A 20,936-nucleotide genomic window follows, 5' to 3' on the forward strand; every position below is an offset into this window, starting at 1 on the left:
TGACTTCGACAGGCTCAGTCTGACATTTCTGATCTATTCATCAGATTTCCGGTACTGTTCATCAAAATAGATGATAATTTGTTCCTCTAAATATATGTTAATTTTTTCTAAATCTTTTTCTTCAGTATATATCCCAAAGGTTTGTTCCTGAGTGAGTTCTTTTATTTTTTGGAAATGAGGTTGACTCTTGACCAGGGTATTCCCATTCAGTAATTTGTCAATTTCAATTCTTAAAAACAGATACGCTTCAAACTTTTCTCCTTCTACTCTATATCTTGTGGCCATCTTCATGTACTCAAACTGTTCCTCCTCTGAAGCATTATTTTTTTCGGCCTGGCTAAGAGTATGGAGCGGATGATTTTCTAGTTCGAATTTTGTCTTCGCATACACATCCTTCATTTTTTGATCTTTGTTTTTCAACTCTGTTTGCAAACCGATTAAAACAGATTGTAAACGGGATTGATAAACAGGGATGTAATCTTTACGCATATAAATGCTATCCAGAAAATCGATGGCCAGATTCTTAAAATCTTCATCAGTTATGGCTTTTTCTTTTAGTTCTGAGAATAATGCCTTCATTTTTTCTTTGGCAAAAGCATTTTCATTATCATAATACTCTTTTTGAGCTATCGATGCAATCTGATCCGCAACCCCATATGCATTATTGTCATAAATTTCTCCTCTGTAACGGAATCGAAAATAATTCTGTTGATCATTTTTTTCTTTCTTCAGTTTCTCTTCTAGTTTCTGAAGCGTGTCTGTTGACTTTTGATTAGACTCTTCTGAAGTTCTTCTTTTGAAACGAACGTCTATCTTTTTTACATCAAAAGAGTAGCTATATCCTAATGTAACTGTAAAGTCATTAGCATTTGAAGTATTTGCGGTATTACGAAATAGTGCCAATGCATTAAGATTGAGATTGTGTTTTTCTTTGTACACATAACCTGCATTTGCCCTAAAATTCATAACATTTCCCTGAGAATCTCCATTGGCAAGACTTTCATTATACGAAGCTGAAAATCCGGTTCTCAGTTTTTTGTCAAAAAATTGTTTATTTATTGATAGGGTAGGTCCATAAGTTAATGCATCGTTTTCTTCAATCACGTTGTAAGCGGCGTTAACAGCTCCACTAATTGTTAAGGCACGTTCAGGATACGCAATTGAGTAATTTGCTCCTGCATTATAAAAATCGGTTTTATTGTTAGTGGCATCTGCAGTTCCCTGTTCGTCTTTGGTTGTCTGATAGGTTAGGTTTAATCCAATGTTTTGTTGTTTTTGTTTGCTTTGCGAAAGGACATACCCAAGAGTAAGCGAAGCATTTTGTGATACTTGTTTAAAATCCAGCGTATCCAGATTTTCTAAAGGATCTGTTTCATTAATAACATCAAAAGCCGTTCTGATATTAGTGTAGGATTGAAAATTAGAGTAAGCAGCAGCGATATTTAATCGATCCGATGCCTTTACAGTAGCATTTATAGCAGCTACGATTCTGTTAGATTGTGATTCTTTTTCGTTTCTGAGATCATCTCTTTGTAAGCCGGCATTAACTGCCAAGGAAACCCGATTATTAAATAATTCCTGCGTTGCATTTACGGTGATGTTCTCCAGATCATTATTAAAGAAATAGGCTCCAAAGGTTCGGTATCTTGGGTCGATACGTTCATAGCCAACGCCAAGACTGCCTTTTCCGAAGGAATAAGTCAAGTCTGCATTAAAAGCGGTATAATAATCGGTAGATGCTCTTTCTTTGATTAGAAATCCTAGTACATTAGCATTGGAGTCAGTTTCTTCATCTTCCAGATTTTCGGTGACCGCACTTTGGGCCACTTCCAGATTAAAATTTAGTCCTTTGGTTATTTCTACAGATGATTCCAGACTTATGACCAGGTTTTCTTTTGGATCAATGTTTAAATCATCAGGAATCGGTATATCCAGTGAAGAAGCTTCATCTTTAGCTTTAAAAAAGATCAGCCCTATATTAAATCTATTAAAATCATAGGAGGTTTTCAATCCATATCCCATTCTTTTGTACGCAGGTAATGCTTCGGGTATTGCTGAATTATATTCTGTTGCCCTCAAAAACCTTCCATACAATGCGCTGATCTTAAAAGGTCCGTTTGGGGTTAGATCAGTTCCAAAACCTGTAAACTGATGACCACTAACTGTGTAGGGAGAAAAAGTCATCGCTACATCTCCAATATGAGTGGCAACCCATTTATAAGACGGATGAATACTTAATCTGTTGATTTTAAAAGGTGTGCTATAAGCGAAATCCTGGTTGGTGTATGAAAATGATAAAGGGATATTGTAAACCCCACTAATATTGAAATTCAGGTTACCATTTAGGAAATATGTGAAGGGTTCTCGGTTAGCAGTTCCATTATAATACACAGAATTAGCAGAAATACCCCCATTTATTTTGACCAAAGGAGCCTTTCCTATTTGATCTAAATTTTGACCAAAAACGGGGAAAGTAAGCAAAACCAGTAGGTGTAGTAATGTTTTATTCAATACAGGGGCTTATTTTGGGATGGCGAAATTAAGTTTTTTTTAACAAATAGCAAAGGGAAAATTCTAACTTTCAGAACTTTAACATTAATTGTAATCTTATTCATACAAAGTTTGTTGTGGATTAAAATGAATATCCTTTTTAATACGTTTCATCGTTACAATAAATGTTACCTGTTGAGGGCTATTTTTTTCGTTTTAGATCTTGTAAATGGCAAAAGTTAAAAAGCGTATAGACAAAAAAAGCCGCGAACTCGCGGCTTTTTTTGTCTATAATGAATCCTGCTTACTTTATGTAGTAGCAGGAGATCCTATAGCAATATCCTCATCGGGCGTAGAGAGTTCTTCAACAATTTTCTTTTTGCTAAATCTTACTTTCACTTTGTGTACAATAAAGAACAAACAAGGCACGATGATCAGTGTTAAAAACGTAGCGATGATCAAACCATAGATTACGGCCCAAGCTAATGGTCCCCAGAAAATTACGTTGTCTCCACCAATATAGATTTTAGGATCAAATTCTGTAAATAAAGAAAAGAAATCTACATTGAAACCGACCGCTAATGGGATTAATCCAAGTACGGTGGTGATTGCCGTTAGTATTACGGGTCGTAAACGCGCTCTACCTCCTTGTACGACTAATTTTCTAACTTCTTCGTTAGGTAATAATTCATCATCATCAAGATCTAGTTCTACCATTTTACGATCAATCAATAATTGTGTATAATCTAGTAATACCACTCCATTGTTTACTACAATTCCTGCAAGTGATATAATTCCCATCATGGTCATCATAATCACAAATGCTGCGCCTGTGATAAGAATACCTCCAAAAACCCCTATAAAGCTTAAAAATATAGCTAGCATGATAATGGTAGGTTTTGATATAGAGCTAAATTGAAAAATTAATAATAGCATAATCAATCCAAGTCCTGAGAAAAATGCTCCCATTAAAAAAGACATTTGTTTGTTTTGTTCTTCAATTTGTCCGGTATAATCTATTTTTACACTCTTAGGCAATTCTTCAAAGCTTGCCATCTCGGTTTGTATTTGAGATACGATGGCTCCTGCATCGGTATAACCGGGTTGTAACCCTGAATATACAGTTACCACTCTTTTGGTATCTTTATGTTTAATTGCACTAAATGATGAGGTGTTTTTTTGAGAAGCTACGGCAGAAACAGGAATTTCCTTCAGTTTACCTGAAGCCGGATCTCTAAATGTGATATTTTGATTGAACAAAGCACTGGTATTATATCGATTGTCTTCATCAAAACGAACATAGATATCATAATCCTCTCCATCTTTTTTATAGACCCCGGCTTTTTCACCAAAAATCGAACGCCTTAATTGATTTCCAACCTGCCCTGCAGCAACACCCAATTCACCAGCTTTTTCTCGATCCACAACCACTTGCATAGCGGGTTTTCCTTTGTTGACGTCTATTTTTAGTTCTTCTATTCCAGGTATATTCTTTTCATTAATGAAGTTCCTCATTTTTTCTGCTATGTTGATTAATTCATCATAGTCCGAACCTTCAATTTCTATATTAATCGGATATCCTGCTGGAGGTCCTACCGCATCCTTTTCTACAGAGATGGCAACCCCCGGATAAATTCCTTTTAGAGCATCCTGTACTTTTTGTCGAAGTACTTCAGAATCTTTCCCTTTTCTGAATTTGTATTCTCTCATCGCTGCAATGATTTTAGCACGATGCGGCATTTCTGCACTACTACCACCATCCGTTTGAGGGTTACCGGCTCCTTCACCAACTTGTGATACTGCAGCTTCTACCAGATAATTATAATCATCACCTTCAATATATTCTTCATCATTGATCACCGCATATACCCGTTTCTCAATCTCTTTGGTGATTTTGTTAGTTTTATTAATATCGGTTCCCTGAGGATATTCGATATACACAATAATTTGATTTGGAGTATTATCCGGAAAAAATTCAACCTTTGTACGTTGACTTTCTATAGAGGCCCCAAACATGCCAAATACAATAAACAATAAAAGAAAAGTACCGGCTACAAATCCGTAAGATCTCCACCCTTTTAATGCGAAATTTAAAAATCGTTGGTAACTGTTTTCAAGCCAGGTTAAAATGCGTCTTTGAAAGAAAAGTGCTGCATTTTTTAATGCAAAACGATAGAACCAGAACATAATGGCTGTAAAAATCATTAGGGTCCCCAAACCTCTGACTGTTCCTCCAAAAATTAAAATAAAGATTCCGAATCCACCAAGAATAATGCTTATTTTAATCAGTTGTTTTACAGTAAGCACTTTTTCTCCAATTTCCATAAAGCGGGATACCAGCATGGAGTTAATAAAGATTGCCACGAATAAGGAAGAACCTAGAACTACAGAAAGCGTAATAGGAAAATATTTCATAAACTCTCCCATCACTCCCGGCCAAAAAGCCAAAGGTAAAAATGCTGCTACAGTGGTTGCGGTAGATATAATGATGGGAAAAGCAATTTCACCGATTCCTTTTTTAGCAGCTTCGATGCGAGACATACCTTCTTCTTCCATCAAACGATACACGTTCTCAACGACCACAATACCATTATCTACCAGCATTCCTAATCCCATAATCAATGCAAAAAGAATCATCGTATTCATGGTATATCCAAATAAAGACAATATCATAAATGACATAAACATGGACATCGGGATTGCAAAACCTACAAACAATGCATTTCTAAACCCAAGAAAAAATTGTAAAACTCCCACAACCAGTATAATACCGAAAATGATGTTATTTACCAGATCATCCACCTGATTGATTGTTTTAGAGGATTGATCATTCGCGATACTTATGTTCAGGTCTGTGGGGAATACATTTTCTTTTGCATCGGCGACTATTTTATTAATTTTTTCCGCTGCTTCCACCATATTTTTACCAGAACGTTTCTTAACCTCTAACATGACTACATTATCCCCGAATTCTCGGGCATAGGTGGTTTTATCTTCTTCTTTAAACGTTACTTTTGCAATATCTCTCAAATACACGGCACCGTTTTGGGATTTTACTACAAAATCATCTAGTTGCGAAGGCCTGTCAATTTCCCCGAGAATTCTAATAGTTCGGCGTTGTCCGCTTGTAATCATATTTCCTGCAGACATAGTGACGTTTCCATTTCTAATCGTATTGATCACATCATCAAAGCTTACTTTTGCGGCCATCATTTTATAAATGTCCACGGCAACCTCAACTTCTTTTTCCTGTGCTCCTCTAATGTCAACCTTTTTGATTTCTAAAAGATCTTCAATCTCATCTTCCAGATATTCACCATATTCTTTCAATTTATCAACAGGATAATCTCCTGTGATGTTGATGTTCATAATCGGGGTTTCTTCAGAGATACTCAGGTCAAAAACATTAGGTTCCACTTTAGCGCCATTAAATGTTGGCCAGTCCTCATTAGCAGTTTCAGAATCTACTTCATCCTTTACCTTTTGCTTTGCTTGTGTAACGGTAAGACCATCGTCAAATTCTACCGTAATGATCCCATAATCTTCTTGGGATGTTGAAATAACTTCAACAACATTACTAACGTTTTTTAACTTATCCTCTAAAGGATCAACGATAAGTCTTTCTATATCCTCTGCAGTATTCCCTGGATATGGGACACTAATGTAAATTTTAGTCTCGTTAATCTCAGGAAAGTTTTCTCTGGGCATCGAGAAGTATGCTGATAAACCTAAAACCAGAAAAATTCCTATCATTACATAGATAGTTGTTGGATTATCAATGGCCCAAGAGGATAGTATAAACTCTTTATCTACATTTTTCTTCTTCTTTTCCATACGATTTAGTTTATGATTTCTACTTTTTGGCCATCCTTTACGCTTCTTGCTCCTTCGCTGATGATAGCATCTCCATTATTGATTCCATCTAGAATTTCGATATAATCTCCTTGGGTTTTACCGGTTTTTACAATAACTCTTTTAGCTTTAGCAATGTTTTTAGCATCCTTGCTATTGGCAATGTATGTATATTGGTCGCCATCTGAGTTTTCTGAAATGATACTTTGTGGAATTAAAATGGCATTTTCGCTGGTGTAATCATTAATTTTTACTTTAGCTGTAAGATTCGGTTTGATCATTCCGTTTTTATTAGGGATGGCAACTTCTACAGTAAATGAACGGTTATTTGGGTTGATATAATTTCCTACCTGACGGATTTTGGCATCGATGGTTTTACCTAAAACAGGAAAATACACTTTAGCTTCTTTTCCAGTAACAATACTTGAAATATAGCTCTCAGGAACTTCAGTTTCTATATACATCTCATCCAGATTTACAATACGGATCAATGCCGTTTGTCCAGGAGCTACCACACTTCCTTGTTCTGCCATAATATCATCTACAATTCCTGAAAAAGGAGCGCTTACAACAGATTTTGCTAACTGCCGTTTCATCTGTTCAACTCCATTTTTTGTAGACTCATAATTTGTTTTAGCCTGTAGGTATTGTATTTCCGACCCTATTTTTTGTTCCCATAATTTTTTCTGACGCTCAAAAGTTGTTTTTGCCAATTCGGCCTGAACTTCCATTTGTGCTAGTTGCTGACTAAGACCACCATCGTCAATTCTTGCTAAAGTTTGTCCCTTAGAAACACGTTGCCCTTCTTTTACTAAAACTCTTACCAGTGTTCCTGCGGTTTCCGGATATAGTACAATATTCTTTTTAGTTTCTACACTTCCTTGTAGCTCTAGATAATGTGTAAATAAAGTATCTTTTGCAGTTATTGTTGTTACCAGAGGTAGTTTTTTAATCGTATCTAAAGAAGCGATTGCTTCGTCCAGTTGTTTTAATTTGTTTGCTACAGCTTGCTGCTCTGCAACAATTTCACTTCTCTTTGCTCTGATGGCAGACAAATCACCTTTTTCAATGACTTTTTCTATAGACTTTCCGCCTTCTTGCCCGCAAGAAATTATAAGGAGAAATACAGATAATATGATATGTATCTTTTTCATGAGTGTAATTAGTTATTTGGTGTATTGAGAATTGATTCCAGTTTGGCTTTATTATTAATAATGGTCAGCATTGCTTGAAGCACCTCTTGCTGCACACTGTAGAGTTGCAGTTGTGCTTGTCGTAATTCAAAACTGGAAGCCAGTCCTTCAGTATATTTGATTTGATTTTTATTTTCTATTCTTTCTGCTAACGCAAGGTTTTGTTTAGAGGTTTCATACGTTTCCAAAGAAAGTTGATAGTCGCTTAGCGTACTGTTATATTGAAGTTGAATCTGCTGTTGCGCTTCAATAAAAGAGGTGTTGGCTTGTTCAAAAGCTATTCTTGCCCTTTGAGTTTTGGCACTTCGGCCTAATGAACTGAAGATTGGAATATTAAGACTAACACCAAATACAGAGGATTGAAACCATCTTGTTTCACTTTCGAAAAAAACAAAATCATTATCAAATGCTGCTGTACCATAATTAACAAAAGCAGATAATTTGGGCAACGCTTTACTCTTCTCTAGTTTTAGTTCTAGTCTTCTTTGTTCGGTTAATAAATATCCTAATCGATAATCGATATTATTCTCAATTGCGAATGGTTTCAGTCCGATAGATGGATCAACATTTTTGATGGTCAAACTATCAAGATTATCCGCTAAAATAGTAGTAGAATCCACATCGACTCCAATGGTAAGATTAAACATTTGTAATGCTATTTCGGATAACCTTTTCGCATTATTTAATTGATTAGTAATCTGGAGTAAGGTAATTTGTAATTGCTCCACATCTTCTTCTTCTGCTAATCCGTTTTCGAAAATTGTTTTTCTTTCTTCAAAGTTCTTTTCTAGAGTTTCTTTATTTTTTTGTAGAATTTTTACTCTTTCTTGCGAAACTAAAACGCTTCCGTAAGCATTGATAACACTCTCACGAACATTGAGTTGTACTTTTTCTTCAGAATCGTTGCTGTACTGTAAAAAGCTTTTAGCAGCTTCTAATCCTACAAGATAAGATCCATCGAAAAGTAACTGGGATAAAGTGGCAGTTGCAGAGGCTTGTTGTTGTGGTGTGAAAAATTCTTGAAATTGTCCTTCAATAGGTTGCCCTGTAGATTGATCTATTTCCGGAAATAAAATAGGTTGTTGTCTTAATTGGTTTTGGTAATCAATAGCTGCGTTAATTTGTGGCAGGCCTGTCGCAGTAGTTTCCCATTTTTGCTTCAATGCCTTAGCTACATCTCGTCTTGCGTTGATAGATTGGTAGCTGTTTTCTAAGGCAAACTCTATAGCCTCGTTCAAAGTAAATGTATACTGGGAAGAAACAGGAGTTTCCTGAGCCAGAACATATACAGTGAATAAACTAAAGAAGCATAAGGACCAGAGTTGGTTTCTCATAATTTATTGTTCTTTTATTAGCTTGTTTAAAATGTTTAATCCTTTTTCGGTTGCAATTCCTCTAATATGATATTCCAGATAATCTGTCATTAGTTTAGAAACAGGAAAGACCTGGCTCGGAAACATTTCTTGATCTTTAATTCCGGTCATTCCCATAAAATAGAGACGAGATATAATTTCAACATTTATATTTTTGCGAAAAACCCCTTTTTTTATTCCTCTTTCTAGGTTTTCGATCACACATTCTTGCATGGTTTCAAACTGTCTTACTTTTAGGCTGTTGTGTATTTTGGGGTAGTATTTTTGAAGTTGATATTGTGGCGATGTTTTCTCGTCCTTCAGATGATGCATGACAAAAGCTTTGATGGCATATAATTCTTCTATCGGTTCTTGTTTTTCTTCTAAAATAGCATCGATACCATCACTAATCGAACAAAATAAATGATCGGTAGTGGCTTCTACTAACTTCGTTTTGTTTTGAAAATGTGCGTAGATCGTTTTTTTAGAAATCCCCATTTCTGAAGCAAGATCATCCATGGTAACACTCTTGAAACCTAGGCTCAAGAACATATCATTCGCTTTTTCAATTATTTTTTCCTTCATATAGGGTTTTAAATGATTCGTGCAAATGTACAAGAGGAAACTTTAAAAACATTAAAAGTTTCCTAAGTTTCACAATTTTTTAACACTGACCTAACGTCCTGTTAAATAGATTAATGTGATTTGAGTTTAGGTTTGCTATACATCATTTAAAAAGATTCATTTACTTTAGCATAAAAAAAACAATAGTGCACACCATTTCAGATTATCAGAGATATTTTTTAGAGTACTTATCGAAAAATACTTTAGAAAAAGAACCAAAGAATCTTTATGAGCCTATCTCATACATCCTAAATCTTGGAGGAAAACGGCTAAGACCAACTTTGGTCTTAATGACATCAGAAATCTTTGGTAGTTCCTATGAAAAAGCATTAGATGCAGCTTTGGCTATTGAGGTTTTTCATAATTTTTCATTAGTTCATGATGATATAATGGATGATGCTCCATTACGCAGAGGAAAGGAGACTGTTCACGAAAAATGGGATATAAATACCGGTATTCTTTCTGGGGATGCGATGTTGATTAATGCCTATCAACTCTTTGAAAATTATAATGGAGATACTTTTAAACAATTAGCCAAATTGTTTACCAAAACGGCTATAGAGGTATGTGAAGGACAGCAGTATGACATTGATTTTGAAACTAGAGAGGATGTAACGATTCCAGAATATCTCAAAATGATTGAGTATAAGACGGCTGTATTGGTAGCGGCAGCTATGCAAATGGGTGCTATCATTGCAGAGGCTTCTGATACTTGTAAATCGTCTATTTACGATTTCGGAAGGTTATTAGGGCTTGCATTTCAGCTGCAGGACGATTACCTAGATGCGTTTGGAGATCCGGAAACTTTTGGAAAACAAGTAGGTGGTGATATTATAGAGAACAAAAAAACTTTTCTGTATTTGACCTCGATAGAAGGTGCAGATAGTAATGTAAAAAAACAGTTAGAAGGTTTGTTTTCTTTGAATCCGGAAAACCCCTCAGAGAAAGTACAAACTGTGAAGGCTATTTTTGAAGCTACAGGAGCAAAAGAGAAAACAAGATTAGAAATAGAAAAGTATACTAAAAAAGCCTTTGGAGTTTTAAATAATTTGTCTATTTCTGAAGAAAAAAAGACAGTGTTGCGTGCTTTTGGAGAACAATTAATGAATAGAAGTGTCTAACTATGTAAACATAATATCGATAGAACAGTTGGTAGAGCAGGTTGTGGCATCTGATCTATATCCTCAGCTAATTCTGCAACTTCAGAAGGATATTAATCGAGCTGGAATTGATTATGAAGTAAATCAACAGGCAAAACCAAAAGAGCTTTTTTTAGAAATTGAAAAAGTTCTTTTAGACAAACTAGATCATGCGTTTAATGATTATTTAAATTTATTGTATGCGGTGGATGTGTCTGAAAGTGATATCAAAAAATGCAAGTCTGAAGAGAGTATAGCTATCGCAAAATATGCCGCATTTTTGATTTTAAAAAGAGAATGGCAAAAGGTATATTTCAGAAGTCAATTATAATATTAGATAATCTTATGAAAGTATTAACTAGCATTTTATTGCTATCCTTTTTTAACGTAAATTTTGCACAAGGTCAGGATGTCTTTGATATTTTCAACACCTCTTACGAAGTTTTACTGGATAGAATTGCAACGAAAGATACTTTAATAAAGAATAGAACAAAGTATTATAAATGTTCAGAAGATTTGTCAGGACGAATAGAATTGTACTATGAAAATGAACAATTGCTGTTAATTACACATATTTACAAACAGGGCTTTGGTAATAATTCGTTTCTGGAAAATTATTATTTAAAAAATGATTCTTTGAGAATAAAAACATCGATTTCTGAAGAAATGTTTATGAATACCCTGTATAAACAAAGTAGCCAGGGAGTATCTTCGACCAGTATAGAGAAAGTTATAGAAGTCACAGAACAACGAATGTTTTTTCAAAAAAATCTTAATCAGATTTGTTTTGAAAGAAAACACGGTGAAAAACTTTCAGATTGGGACAAGGACTATTTCAATAAACTTACTTTCAAAAAAGCGAACTGTTCTGAGGATATCGAGGATGTACGTTATAAATATCGTATACTCAGAAAAGCTGAAAAAAAGTTAGAAAGCTATTCCAATCAAAAACCTAAATGCATATTTCACATTTGGTAAAAGAATTTGAATTTTTAAAAATCAGAAACTTGAGTGTTTGCTTTTTTGGTGTTCTTTACTATTTTAACAGATTCAAAATTAAGGTCGGTGGATCCTATAAAACTCTTTCCATTTCTTACATTCATAAATTTCCAATGATAACCAGAGTCTGTTAAAGTTATCGGTGATATGGCAATAGATGATATGGAAATATTAAGATGTTTTTCGATGATATCGGTTATTTTTCCCTGTATTTTTGGATCACTTATTTCATTTGATTCTTTTTTTCCTTTTTTTACATAATATGGATTATTATTAGGATCAAATTCTGTAGAAACTGTTTTTTTGCTGCTGGAACAGGATGACATCGCTATCCCTATGGAGAGCATTAGAAGATACTTTTTCATTGTATTTTGGGGTTTTAATCGTAAAATGATGTCTAAAATAAAGAAAATACCCTAAATCCATAGTGATCTCCATGTTTATTAGATAACTGGTAGATTCTTATAGATTAAGAACGCAATTTTTAGGGTTATAGTATGCTTTTTTAGAAAAACACCCTCACAAAAGGAGCATAAGCACTCGCGTATATACTTTTATCGTCATCATATAAAACATCATACCGCAGGCCAACACTCACAAACCCTACCCTATAACCAGCCCCAAGAAATAGCGCTGGGTACCAATAATCGTCGTTGATATCTCTACCTTCAATCTCAAAACTTCTGCTTACTCCCATTTGCTCGAATTCTGCCGATAATTGTAATGCAGGAAAAGGATTGTATAAAGTAATTAGGCTTGCGCCATAATTGGTAGCCGTAAAATTGCGCGCGTTCGTGTATCCAAAATTAAGCCCAAAACCTAAACTGAATTGATGATTAAAGTCATATATGGCAGAAGGAGCTAAAATACCATTAAAAGTATCATCAGTAAATCCAATTCCGATATTTCCTCCAATTCTAACATGTGACCAAAAATTATCATCCTGAGAATATCCTATTTGGAGGCAAAGTAAAATTGAGAAAAATAGGGTTAGGAATTTGATTTTCTGAACAAGAAACACTTTCATTGTTAAATTTATAAAAAAATGTTACAATAAATATATATAATTGGGTACTCAATATACTGTAATTATTGTATTTTTGTGATGTTTTATAATAAAAAGACGGTTGAATACTTACATATGGATAAATATTCATTTTTGAATGCGGCTAATACCGCATTTTTTGCAGATTTATATGATCAATATTTGCAAAACCCAGATAGTGTAGAACCTAGTTGGAGAGCATTTTTTCAAGGATTTGATTTTGGATTAGAAAGTGCAGATGGCTCTGGGGAAACCATTTATATTGAAAAAGACTCACAGAATACAGTTGCAGTTCCCGAGAATGTTCAGAAAGAGTTTCAAGTAGTGCGTCTTATTGATGCATACAGAACACGTGGACATTTATTCACCAAAACAAATCCGGTTAGAGAACGAAGAAAATATCATCCTTCTCTTGCTTTAGAAAATTTTGGATTAAGTCAAGGTGATCTCAATACAGTATTCAATGCCGGAGAGATCATCGCGCTGGGACCAGATACATTAAGCAACATTATTGTACACCTAGAACAAATTTATTGTGATGCTATCGGTGTTGAGTATATGTATATCCGTAATCCGGAAGAAAGAGAATGGATACAAGAACGGGTAAACTTTAATACCAACAGAACCAAATTCTCTTCAGAACAGAAAAAACATATTCTTAAAAAACTGAATCAAGCGGTCTCTTTTGAAAGCTTTTTGCATACTAAATATGTAGGACAAAAACGTTTTTCCCTTGAAGGAGGAGAATCATTAATCCCCGCACTGGATGCCTTAGTAGAGAAGGCTGCAGATATGGGAGTTAAGGAGTTCGTTATGGGGATGGCGCATCGAGGTCGTCTTAGTACCTTAACCAATATTTTTGGAAAAAGTCCTAAAGATATCTTTAGCGAGTTTGATGGTAAAGATTATGAGGAAGCAGTTTTTGATGGAGATGTAAAATATCATTTAGGATGGACTTCTAAACGCGAAACCGATTCTGGTAAAGCAATTAATATGAACATTGCTCCAAACCCATCGCATTTAGAAACAGTAGGAGCAGTGGTAGAAGGAATTACCAGAGCAAAACAAGATAAATATTATAAAGAAAATATATCTCAGGTTTTACCAATTGTAGTGCACGGGGATGCCGCTATTGCAGGTCAAGGATTAGTATATGAAATTGTGCAGATGGCACAGTTAGATGGTTACAGAACTGGTGGAACTATACATATAGTGGTGAATAACCAAATAGGGTTTACCACCAATTACTTGGATGCACGTTCATCTACCTATTGTACAGATGTTGGTAAGGTGACATTGTCACCAGTACTTCACGTAAATGCTGATGATGCAGAGGCTGTGGTACACGCAACTAATTTTGCATTGGACTTTAGAATGAATTTTGGACGTGATGTATTTATCGATTTGTTGGGATATAGAAAGTACGGTCATAACGAAGGTGATGAACCTCGTTTTACACAACCTAAATTATATAAAGCTATTGCAAAGCATAAAAACCCTAGAGATATTTATGCTGAAAAATTGATTGCTGAAGGAATTATTAACAAAGATTTTGTAGCTGAGCTTGAGAAAGAATATAAAGCTTCTCTCGAAGAAGAATTAGAAGATTCTCGTAAACAGGAAAAAACAGTAATTACTCCGTTTATGCAAGATGAATGGGCCGGTTTTACTAGAGTGCAGGAAGATGAGATGATGGAAGCTGTAGACACAACATATCCTAAAAAAGATCTTACTGAAATTGCAGAAGTGATTACTAAGCTACCATCTGATAAAAAGTTTCTTCGTAAAATCGAGCGATTGATTGATCAGAGACACAGCATGTATTTTGAGAAGGACGAGTTGGATTGGGCGATGGGAGAGTTATTAGCTTACGGATCTTTATTAAAAGAAGGGTATGATGTTAGGATGAGTGGACAGGATGTAGAAAGAGGAACATTCTCGCACCGACACGCAGTGGTGAAAGTGGAAGATAGTGAAGAAGAAGTATTACTGCTAAATAACCTTAAAGGTGATCAAGGTGATTTCTACATTTATAATTCGTTGTTATCAGAATATGGAGTAGTAGGGTTTGATTACGGGTATGCTATGGCTAGCCCTGATACCTTGACCATTTGGGAAGCTCAATTTGGAGACTTTAGCAATGGTGCTCAGATTATGATCGATCAATACATATCCTCTGCAGAAGATAAATGGAAACTACAGAATGGATTAGTAATGTTGTTACCACATGGTTATGAGGGTCAGGGAGCAGAACATTCCTCCGCAAGAATGGAACGCTATCTTCAGTTATGCGCAAAGGATAATATGTTTGTGGCCGATGTAACCACACCAGCTAACTTGTTTCATTTGTTAAGAAGGCAAATGAAGGCAGGTTATCGCAAACCCTTAATAATTTTTACACCAAAAAGCTTATTACGTCATCCAAAAGTAGTTTCTACTAAAGAAGAATTGGCAAATGGAAGTTTTCAAACGGTTATAGATGACCCAGAAGCAAAAGCAAAAGATACCAAAACGTTAGTATTTTGTACAGGTAAATTTTACTACGATCTGTTAGAAGAAAGGGAAAAACTAGAGAGAAAAGATGTTGCTTTGGTAAGAATAGAACAATTATTTCCGCTTCCGATAAAAGAAATGGATGCGATCATTAAAAAATATAAAGCAGATGATGTAGTTTGGGCTCAGGAAGAACCTCGTAATATGGGGGCACTAAGCCATATTTTGATGCATTATGACGATGCAAGCTCCTTTAGATTTGCTAGTAGAAGACCTTATGGTGCTCCGGCAGCTGGTAGTGCAACAAGATCCAAAAGAAGACATCAGGAAGTGATTGATTATGTTTTTGATAAAACAAAAGAGAATCAAAAAAGAAAAAAGAAATAGTAAGGTAAAATAACGATAAATAGAAATATTTTCGCGAATGCGATTTAAAGTATAAATTAAGAATTATGGCTTTAGAAATGAAAGTCCCCTCTCCGGGAGAATCTATTACAGAAGTAGAAATTGCTCAATGGCTTGTAGAAGATGGTGATTATGTAGAAAAAGACCAAGCTATAGCAGAAGTTGATAGTGATAAAGCAACATTAGAACTTCCCGCAGAGGCTAGTGGTATCATAACGCTAAAGGCGGAAGAAGGTGATGCGGTAGCAGTTGGAGAAGTTGTATGCCTTATAGATACAGATGCTGCCAAGCCAGATGGTAACACTTCAAACGAAGCTCCAAAGGCCGAAGAAAAGAAAGAAGCAACTCCTGAGCCTGTTAAATCAGAAACACCAGCTCCTGCAAAGACAGAAACCTATGCTAGTGGTACAGCCTCTCCGGCAGCTAAAAAAGTATTAGCGGAAAAAGGTATAGAGCCTTCTCAAGTGAAAGGTACAGGTCGTGACGGACGAATTACTAAAGCAGACGCTATAGAAGCAAAGCCATCTATGGGGACTCCGGGACCTGGAAGCAGAGGAGAATCTCGCACAAAACTATCTATGCTACGTCGTAAAGTAGCAGAGCGGTTGGTTTCTGTAAAAAATGAAACGGCAATGTTGACCACTTTTAATGAGGTGGATATGCAACCAATTTTCGACTTAAGAAAACAATATAAAGAAAGCTTTAAAAGTAAACATGGAGTAAGCCTTGGGTTTATGTCTTTCTTTACATTGGCTTGTGTAAGAGCCTTAAAAATGTATCCTGCGGTAAACTCGATGATCGATGGTAAAGAGATGATTTCTTATGATTTTCAAGATATCAGTATTGCTGTTTCGGGACCAAAAGGTTTGATGGTTCCTGTCATAAGAAATGCGGAGAATTTAAGCTTTAGAGGTGTTGAATCCGAAGTAAAAAGATTGGCTATAAGGGCTCGCGAGGGGCAAATTACTGTTGATGAAATGACGGGAGGAACTTTTACTATCACTAACGGTGGAGTATTTGGTAGTATGCTATCAACTCCTATTATTAATCCTCCACAGAGCGCCATTTTAGGAATGCACAATATCGTAGAAAGACCAATCGTAAGAGATGGTCAAATCGTGGTAGCGCCTATTATGTATGTAGCCCTGTCGTACGATCATAGAATTATTGATGGTAAAGAATCCGTTGGGTTCTTGGTAGCGGTTAAGGAAGCATTAGAAAACCCTGAAGAATTATTGATGGATAATAATGTAACAAAAGCATTAGAGCTTTAAGTTATTATTTATGAACAAAAATATGAAAGCCACTAAACGATTAGTTTAGTGGCTTTTTTTGGAATTAGTTTAGACGGTTATTACAAGTTTTTTGACTTATCGCTTAACAATTTTAGCGGTTTCGCTCTTTCCGTTTGTGGTGATTTGTACCATATAAAGACCGGAACTTAGGTTTCCAATATTTAAAGTCGATTCAGTGGTGTCTAATTGACTAGACAATATCTTTTTTCCTTGAATAGAGTAGATGTCTATAGTAGAGGGTGAACCGGAAGCCACAGCAAACCTAATATTTAAAATTTGATTTGTTGGATTAGGGAAAAGCTCAAATGCTTTAGATGATGTTTCAAAAGTATCAACCGAGAGAGTAAGTGCTTCTTTTTGATAAAAATCTAAAGCGTGCATTGCATACACTAAAGGAGCATTCCAGTTAATAGTAATCTCATTTGTAGAATACGAACACCAATGATCTACATATTTTGAAGCTGGCTGATTCGATGGGAAACTAACTCCAGAACCTGCACAATCACCTGAGTCTGGATTATTTTCATTTTGCGGTCCACCAACAATCATACCTGGGATAGGAGCAGAAACACCATCTGCATCAGATATCCTGTGATGCGGTTCAAAAACTTGTCTATCACCAAAACCGGTAACGTAAGAATATCCGGTTCCGTTTCTACCGAAAATATAGTCCATAGCCGTATACGCAGCTTCTAAATAGGACTCATCATCTGTGAGTTCATACGCTCTTATTAATAATATTAACTGATTTCCAACTGCCCCGTTACTTCCCCATGAATAGTCATTGCCTTCCATAGTAATTTTCATCGCAGAAGAATTAACACGATCTCTTAACTGACTCGCAGTACCAATCAAGGTATTATTGGCTTGGGTTACATTGATAGAACCGTTTAAACTGCTGGCGTGATGTGCAATAGAAATAAGTGCTAAAGGATCACTATATGGCCAGCTTGGAGTTCCTCCTCCAATAGAACTTACATCTATGTCATTTTGATAAATTGCTTCTCCGGTAGTGATAAATAACTCAACAGCAGCCCATTGAAACTCATCAGTAACGTTAGAATCGCCATATTCTCCAGTATTGATATCTGATACCGGTGTTCCGGATCCCTGACGATAGTATATTGCTGGATTTGCTTTTGCCCACGCATATGCATCTTTTGCAGCCTGCTCTAACTGATCACTAAATCCAGGTCGTACACTTTCATAATCTGCAAATATTCTGGATGCTACCGCAGTAACGGCGGCAAAGTTTAAAGCCGCAGCAGTAGATTTCTGCACTACGTATCTGTCTAGATTGTATTGAGCCGGCATTATTCTACCAGAAAAGTTTTTAGCTGTTAATTTGTGATAAACTCCGCCATCACCACCTTCACTTACCGGATCTTGCATAGTCAACATCCAATCTAGATTCCATAGTACCTCATCCAAAATATCTGGGAGGTTGCCTCCTTGCTCCGGAATGTTATATTGTAGATTTTCCCACTCGGTTTTGTAGTGTTCAAAAGCTGCTAATAATGTGTAGGTGCTAATTCCGCTGTTTACGATATATTTATTGTAGTCTCCTGCATCGTACCAACCTTTGGGAGAGGAAATTATCGTTCCTGTAGGTCTGGAAGCTGAAGCCGCAGAAGAATGAACACGTACTATATTGTCAGGTATTCCTGTTGGTCTGGCATAAACTCCGGCGTGTGTTGCTTCTAAGGCTGTAGAAGCACGGTTGTAGTAATAGTATTTAAAAGCTTCTTCTCTGAGTTCAGCATATCCATCATTACTTACTTTAAAGGTAATTTCTTCAGAATCAATTTGAAATTTATAAGTTCCTTCGGTATCTATTGACGAGATATCTACGTGTACAATGTGTTCTCCCGAGTCACTCCATAAAGAAGATGCTCCTGTAGTTCCAGACATTACTTCATTATCACCACTATCCAATATGGTAAAGGCCTGATTACTAAAACTACCACTTGCTGCAATGCTAATCGTTTTATTTCTTCCCACTAAATATCCAACTTGATTATAGCGAACTTCAAAAGCAGATGGAGGCGGTGGAGTTTCCAAAGGTTCTCCAAAAGAAATCCAATCTATAGTAATTGTACCATTGTATTGACCTGCATTAGTGCCGGGATTTACAAAAAACTGTATAAACCGAATTTTTGAAGGATCAACTGGGCAGGGAGCAGTAGCCTGCGTACAATCAGAACCTCCGTATCCTCCGTCTTGCAGACTGCTGGAATAATTAAATTCATAAATAGTTAATGAATTGTCGATTCTTGAAGATTGGGCATTAAGATTTGTTACAAAACCATCTTCGTCCTGAATATCAATCCTTAAATTAGGATTGGAGGTTCCTGAAACCTTAATGAATAATGTTTCATTACCAGAAATGTCAATAGATGTTTCTGTTCCTGAGTTGTGCAAGGTGTATACTATTGGATCAAAATCCCCTGCTGTACCATTACCTGTGATAACTAAATTACCTCCGGATAAGGAAGATGTGTAGGAACTAGATGATTCTATGTTTAATACGGCTTCATCAAAATTATCGCTATAGATGATCTGACCGTTGACCAACGGAATCATAAATAATAAAAAGGCAGTGGTGAATAAAATTCTCTTTTTCATTGGGACAATAAGTTAAGTTTTAAATTTCTGTTGAGTTTAAATATTTAATTAATTATTTCGCTGCGAAAATTAGACTATTAGCAAATCTTTAAAAACATAAAGTTTGGAAAATCACGAAAAACTAAACGTAATTTTAAGTAAACTTTTTCGTGAGATTTGTTTTTTTTAATTCTTGCTGCCATCCTTAACTAACTTTATGGTATCATTAGTGTGTTCAAGGATTTGTGGCGAGGAGCAAAATTAAAAAAGAATAGTGCAAAGTATTAATGTAGATGTCTTAACAAATTATGTACATATTGCTTTAGAAAGGAATCATTTCACTAAAATCATTGTATATATTGATTTTATTGATATTTTTAAGAGATCGGTGGTAAAGCGAAATATCAAAATTAAAGATATTTTATATAGAAAATAAGAAGTGATTAGCTACAAAAAATCTTAAAAGTATAGTAGTTTATTAAAATTCGATAGGTCACAATATCATCTCTAAATATGGAATTATAATATTGTACCCTTTATTTCTAAAATATTTCATATCTGAATTCGATCCGGTTACTAGCACAAAATCACCTCCCCAACCACCAAGACTTTTAATACTTCCTTCATAATCCGAAAACAAGGTAGATTTGACCGTGGGAGTTTTTATGACTTTTGAAATTATTGCTTCGTGCTGATCAATGAGTACACAGAATGCTGATAAAGAAGAACAGTTTAAAATGGCATCAGTTATGGTCTTTATGTTAGCTGCAGCTTCGTCAAAATCCTTTAAGGGTAGTGATTGATAATGCTTAATAGATTGTTTGCTATCCTGCTTTTGATTAAGGTATACAAAATGTAGTTGATCTTTAAAGGCAGGGTCAAAATTTGCTTTTTTAACTATGGGTTTTTCTTCTTTTCGGGTATAAACAATTGGATACTCATGTTGTGCGCTGGCTATATCATATCCACTTCCTCCAAAACTTTTCTTTAGCAGTTTAAAAGCATCGATCTCTGCCCACTGTGCTATGTTATTAATAAGAGTAGAAGAGGAGCCTAACCCCCAATTGCGATTAAATTCTAAACGGGTTTCTACTGTAAAGCCCTTTTCATTGGATAGAAATTCTGGATTTAATTCTTGAGCAACCTGTAATATTTCTAAAAGTGTTTCTGTAATACCTAATCCTTCTTCATCGGTAAGTATTGATGTTTCTAGAATATTACTTTGTTCAGAACTTATTAGAGGGAGTTTGATCTTAGTTTCAAACCAACATTGTCCTTCGTGATCGAGACTTTTCCAGATAAGTTGATCAGATTTGTTTTCTTCAACAGAAAGCCATTGTCCTTTTTTTGTAGGTAAAGCCAGTGCCTCAATACCGTCGAGAACTAAGTATTCTGAAGTGAGTAGAAGTTTGCCGTGACTGTAAAAGGATTTTTTCATTAACTAG

The 20,936-nt window shown here is 35.5% G+C and carries 14 protein-coding genes; 5 read left to right on the plus strand and 9 right to left on the minus strand.

Features of this window, described 5'->3' with window-relative positions; translation table 11 throughout:
- Positions 1-33 precede the first annotated feature (33 nt).
- From ACE94K_RS06065 to ACE94K_RS06085, 5 genes are all read right to left on the minus strand, one after another.
- A complete protein-coding gene (locus tag ACE94K_RS06065) occupies positions 34-2,511 on the minus strand; it encodes a hypothetical protein (RefSeq protein ID WP_378181402.1) in 2,478 nt (825 codons plus the stop codon).
- A gap of 288 nt (positions 2,512-2,799) precedes the next feature.
- Complete coding sequence (locus ACE94K_RS06070; protein WP_378181404.1) at positions 2,800-6,324, minus strand: efflux RND transporter permease subunit; 3,525 nt, start codon at positions 6,322-6,324, stop codon at positions 2,800-2,802.
- Positions 6,325-6,329: 5 nt separating this feature from the next.
- Complete coding sequence (locus ACE94K_RS06075; protein ID WP_378181407.1) at positions 6,330-7,496, minus strand: efflux RND transporter periplasmic adaptor subunit; 1,167 nt, start codon at positions 7,494-7,496, stop codon at positions 6,330-6,332.
- A gap of 8 nt (positions 7,497-7,504) precedes the next feature.
- The gene (locus ACE94K_RS06080) at positions 7,505-8,869 is read right to left on the minus strand and encodes a TolC family protein (RefSeq protein WP_378181410.1); all 1,365 of its coding nucleotides are present in this window, start codon (positions 8,867-8,869) and stop codon (positions 7,505-7,507) included.
- A 3-nt stretch (positions 8,870-8,872) separates the two neighbouring features.
- Positions 8,873-9,472, minus strand: coding sequence for a TetR/AcrR family transcriptional regulator (locus tag ACE94K_RS06085; protein WP_378181413.1), 600 nt, complete (start codon positions 9,470-9,472; stop codon positions 8,873-8,875).
- 185 nt (positions 9,473-9,657) lie between these two features.
- On the opposite strand from ACE94K_RS06085, the gene ACE94K_RS06090 reads away from it, so the two are divergent.
- From ACE94K_RS06090 to ACE94K_RS06100, 3 genes are read left to right on the plus strand one after another with little or no spacing between them, the layout of a single operon-like run.
- Positions 9,658-10,632, plus strand: coding sequence for a polyprenyl synthetase family protein (locus tag ACE94K_RS06090; RefSeq protein WP_378181416.1), 975 nt, complete (start codon positions 9,658-9,660; stop codon positions 10,630-10,632).
- A complete protein-coding gene (locus ACE94K_RS06095; protein WP_378181419.1) occupies positions 10,625-10,981 on the plus strand; it encodes a hypothetical protein in 357 nt (118 codons plus the stop codon). Before ACE94K_RS06090 ends, ACE94K_RS06095 begins: the two co-directional genes overlap by 8 nt.
- A gap of 14 nt (positions 10,982-10,995) precedes the next feature.
- Positions 10,996-11,628 carry a hypothetical protein gene (locus ACE94K_RS06100; protein WP_378181422.1) on the plus strand — a complete coding sequence of 211 codons (633 nt, stop codon included), beginning with the start codon at positions 10,996-10,998 and terminating at the stop codon, positions 11,626-11,628.
- Positions 11,629-11,642: 14 nt separating this feature from the next.
- Here ACE94K_RS06100 and ACE94K_RS06105 read toward each other — a convergent pair whose 3' ends face one another.
- Positions 11,643-12,014: a hypothetical protein gene (locus ACE94K_RS06105; RefSeq protein WP_378181425.1), complete on the minus strand. Its 372-nt coding sequence runs from the start codon at positions 12,012-12,014 to the stop codon at positions 11,643-11,645.
- A gap of 140 nt (positions 12,015-12,154) precedes the next feature.
- Positions 12,155-12,676 carry an alpha-ketoglutarate decarboxylase gene (locus ACE94K_RS06110; RefSeq protein ID WP_378181428.1) on the minus strand — a complete coding sequence of 174 codons (522 nt, stop codon included), beginning with the start codon at positions 12,674-12,676 and terminating at the stop codon, positions 12,155-12,157.
- A 114-nt stretch (positions 12,677-12,790) separates the two neighbouring features.
- Between ACE94K_RS06110 and ACE94K_RS06115 the strand changes: the two genes are divergently transcribed.
- A complete protein-coding gene (locus tag ACE94K_RS06115) occupies positions 12,791-15,574 on the plus strand; it encodes a 2-oxoglutarate dehydrogenase E1 component (protein WP_378181431.1) in 2,784 nt (927 codons plus the stop codon).
- Positions 15,575-15,639: 65 nt separating this feature from the next.
- Positions 15,640-16,866 carry a 2-oxoglutarate dehydrogenase complex dihydrolipoyllysine-residue succinyltransferase gene (gene odhB / locus ACE94K_RS06120; RefSeq protein WP_378181434.1) on the plus strand — a complete coding sequence of 409 codons (1,227 nt, stop codon included), beginning with the start codon at positions 15,640-15,642 and terminating at the stop codon, positions 16,864-16,866.
- A 96-nt stretch (positions 16,867-16,962) separates the two neighbouring features.
- On the opposite strand, the gene ACE94K_RS06125 is transcribed toward odhB, so the two are convergent.
- Together ACE94K_RS06125 and ACE94K_RS06130 are read right to left on the minus strand one after the other, a co-directional pair.
- Positions 16,963-19,512 carry a glycoside hydrolase family 9 protein gene (locus ACE94K_RS06125; protein WP_378181437.1) on the minus strand — a complete coding sequence of 850 codons (2,550 nt, stop codon included), beginning with the start codon at positions 19,510-19,512 and terminating at the stop codon, positions 16,963-16,965.
- A 472-nt stretch (positions 19,513-19,984) separates the two neighbouring features.
- Positions 19,985-20,929, minus strand: a complete 945-nt coding sequence (locus ACE94K_RS06130; RefSeq protein WP_378181440.1) for a GYDIA family GHMP kinase — start codon at positions 20,927-20,929, stop codon at positions 19,985-19,987.
- Positions 20,930-20,936: the final 7 nt, after the last annotated feature.

This window comes from Aquimarina besae (genome assembly GCF_042434905.1).
Lineage (GTDB): Bacteria > Bacteroidota > Bacteroidia > Flavobacteriales > Flavobacteriaceae > Aquimarina.

Excerpts from the sequence above, each read along its gene's own strand:
- ACE94K_RS06125 (WP_378181437.1), bottom strand. The coding sequence starts at position 19,512 with ATGAAAAAGAGAATTTTATTCACCACTGCCTTTTTATTATTTATGATT.
- ACE94K_RS06105 (WP_378181425.1), bottom strand. The coding sequence starts at position 12,014 with ATGAAAAAGTATCTTCTAATGCTCTCCATAGGGATAGCGATGTCATCC.
- odhB (WP_378181434.1), top strand. The coding sequence starts at position 15,640 with ATGGCTTTAGAAATGAAAGTCCCCTCTCCGGGAGAATCTATTACAGAA.
- ACE94K_RS06130 (WP_378181440.1), bottom strand. The coding sequence starts at position 20,929 with ATGAAAAAATCCTTTTACAGTCACGGCAAACTTCTACTCACTTCAGAA.
- ACE94K_RS06080 (WP_378181410.1), bottom strand. The coding sequence starts at position 8,869 with ATGAGAAACCAACTCTGGTCCTTATGCTTCTTTAGTTTATTCACTGTA.
- ACE94K_RS06115 (WP_378181431.1), top strand. The coding sequence starts at position 12,791 with ATGGATAAATATTCATTTTTGAATGCGGCTAATACCGCATTTTTTGCA.
- ACE94K_RS06100 (WP_378181422.1), top strand. The coding sequence starts at position 10,996 with ATGAAAGTATTAACTAGCATTTTATTGCTATCCTTTTTTAACGTAAAT.
- ACE94K_RS06085 (WP_378181413.1), bottom strand. The coding sequence starts at position 9,472 with ATGAAGGAAAAAATAATTGAAAAAGCGAATGATATGTTCTTGAGCCTA.
- ACE94K_RS06075 (WP_378181407.1), bottom strand. The coding sequence starts at position 7,496 with ATGAAAAAGATACATATCATATTATCTGTATTTCTCCTTATAATTTCT.
- ACE94K_RS06070 (WP_378181404.1), bottom strand. The coding sequence starts at position 6,324 with ATGGAAAAGAAGAAGAAAAATGTAGATAAAGAGTTTATACTATCCTCT.
- ACE94K_RS06110 (WP_378181428.1), bottom strand. The coding sequence starts at position 12,676 with ATGAAAGTGTTTCTTGTTCAGAAAATCAAATTCCTAACCCTATTTTTC.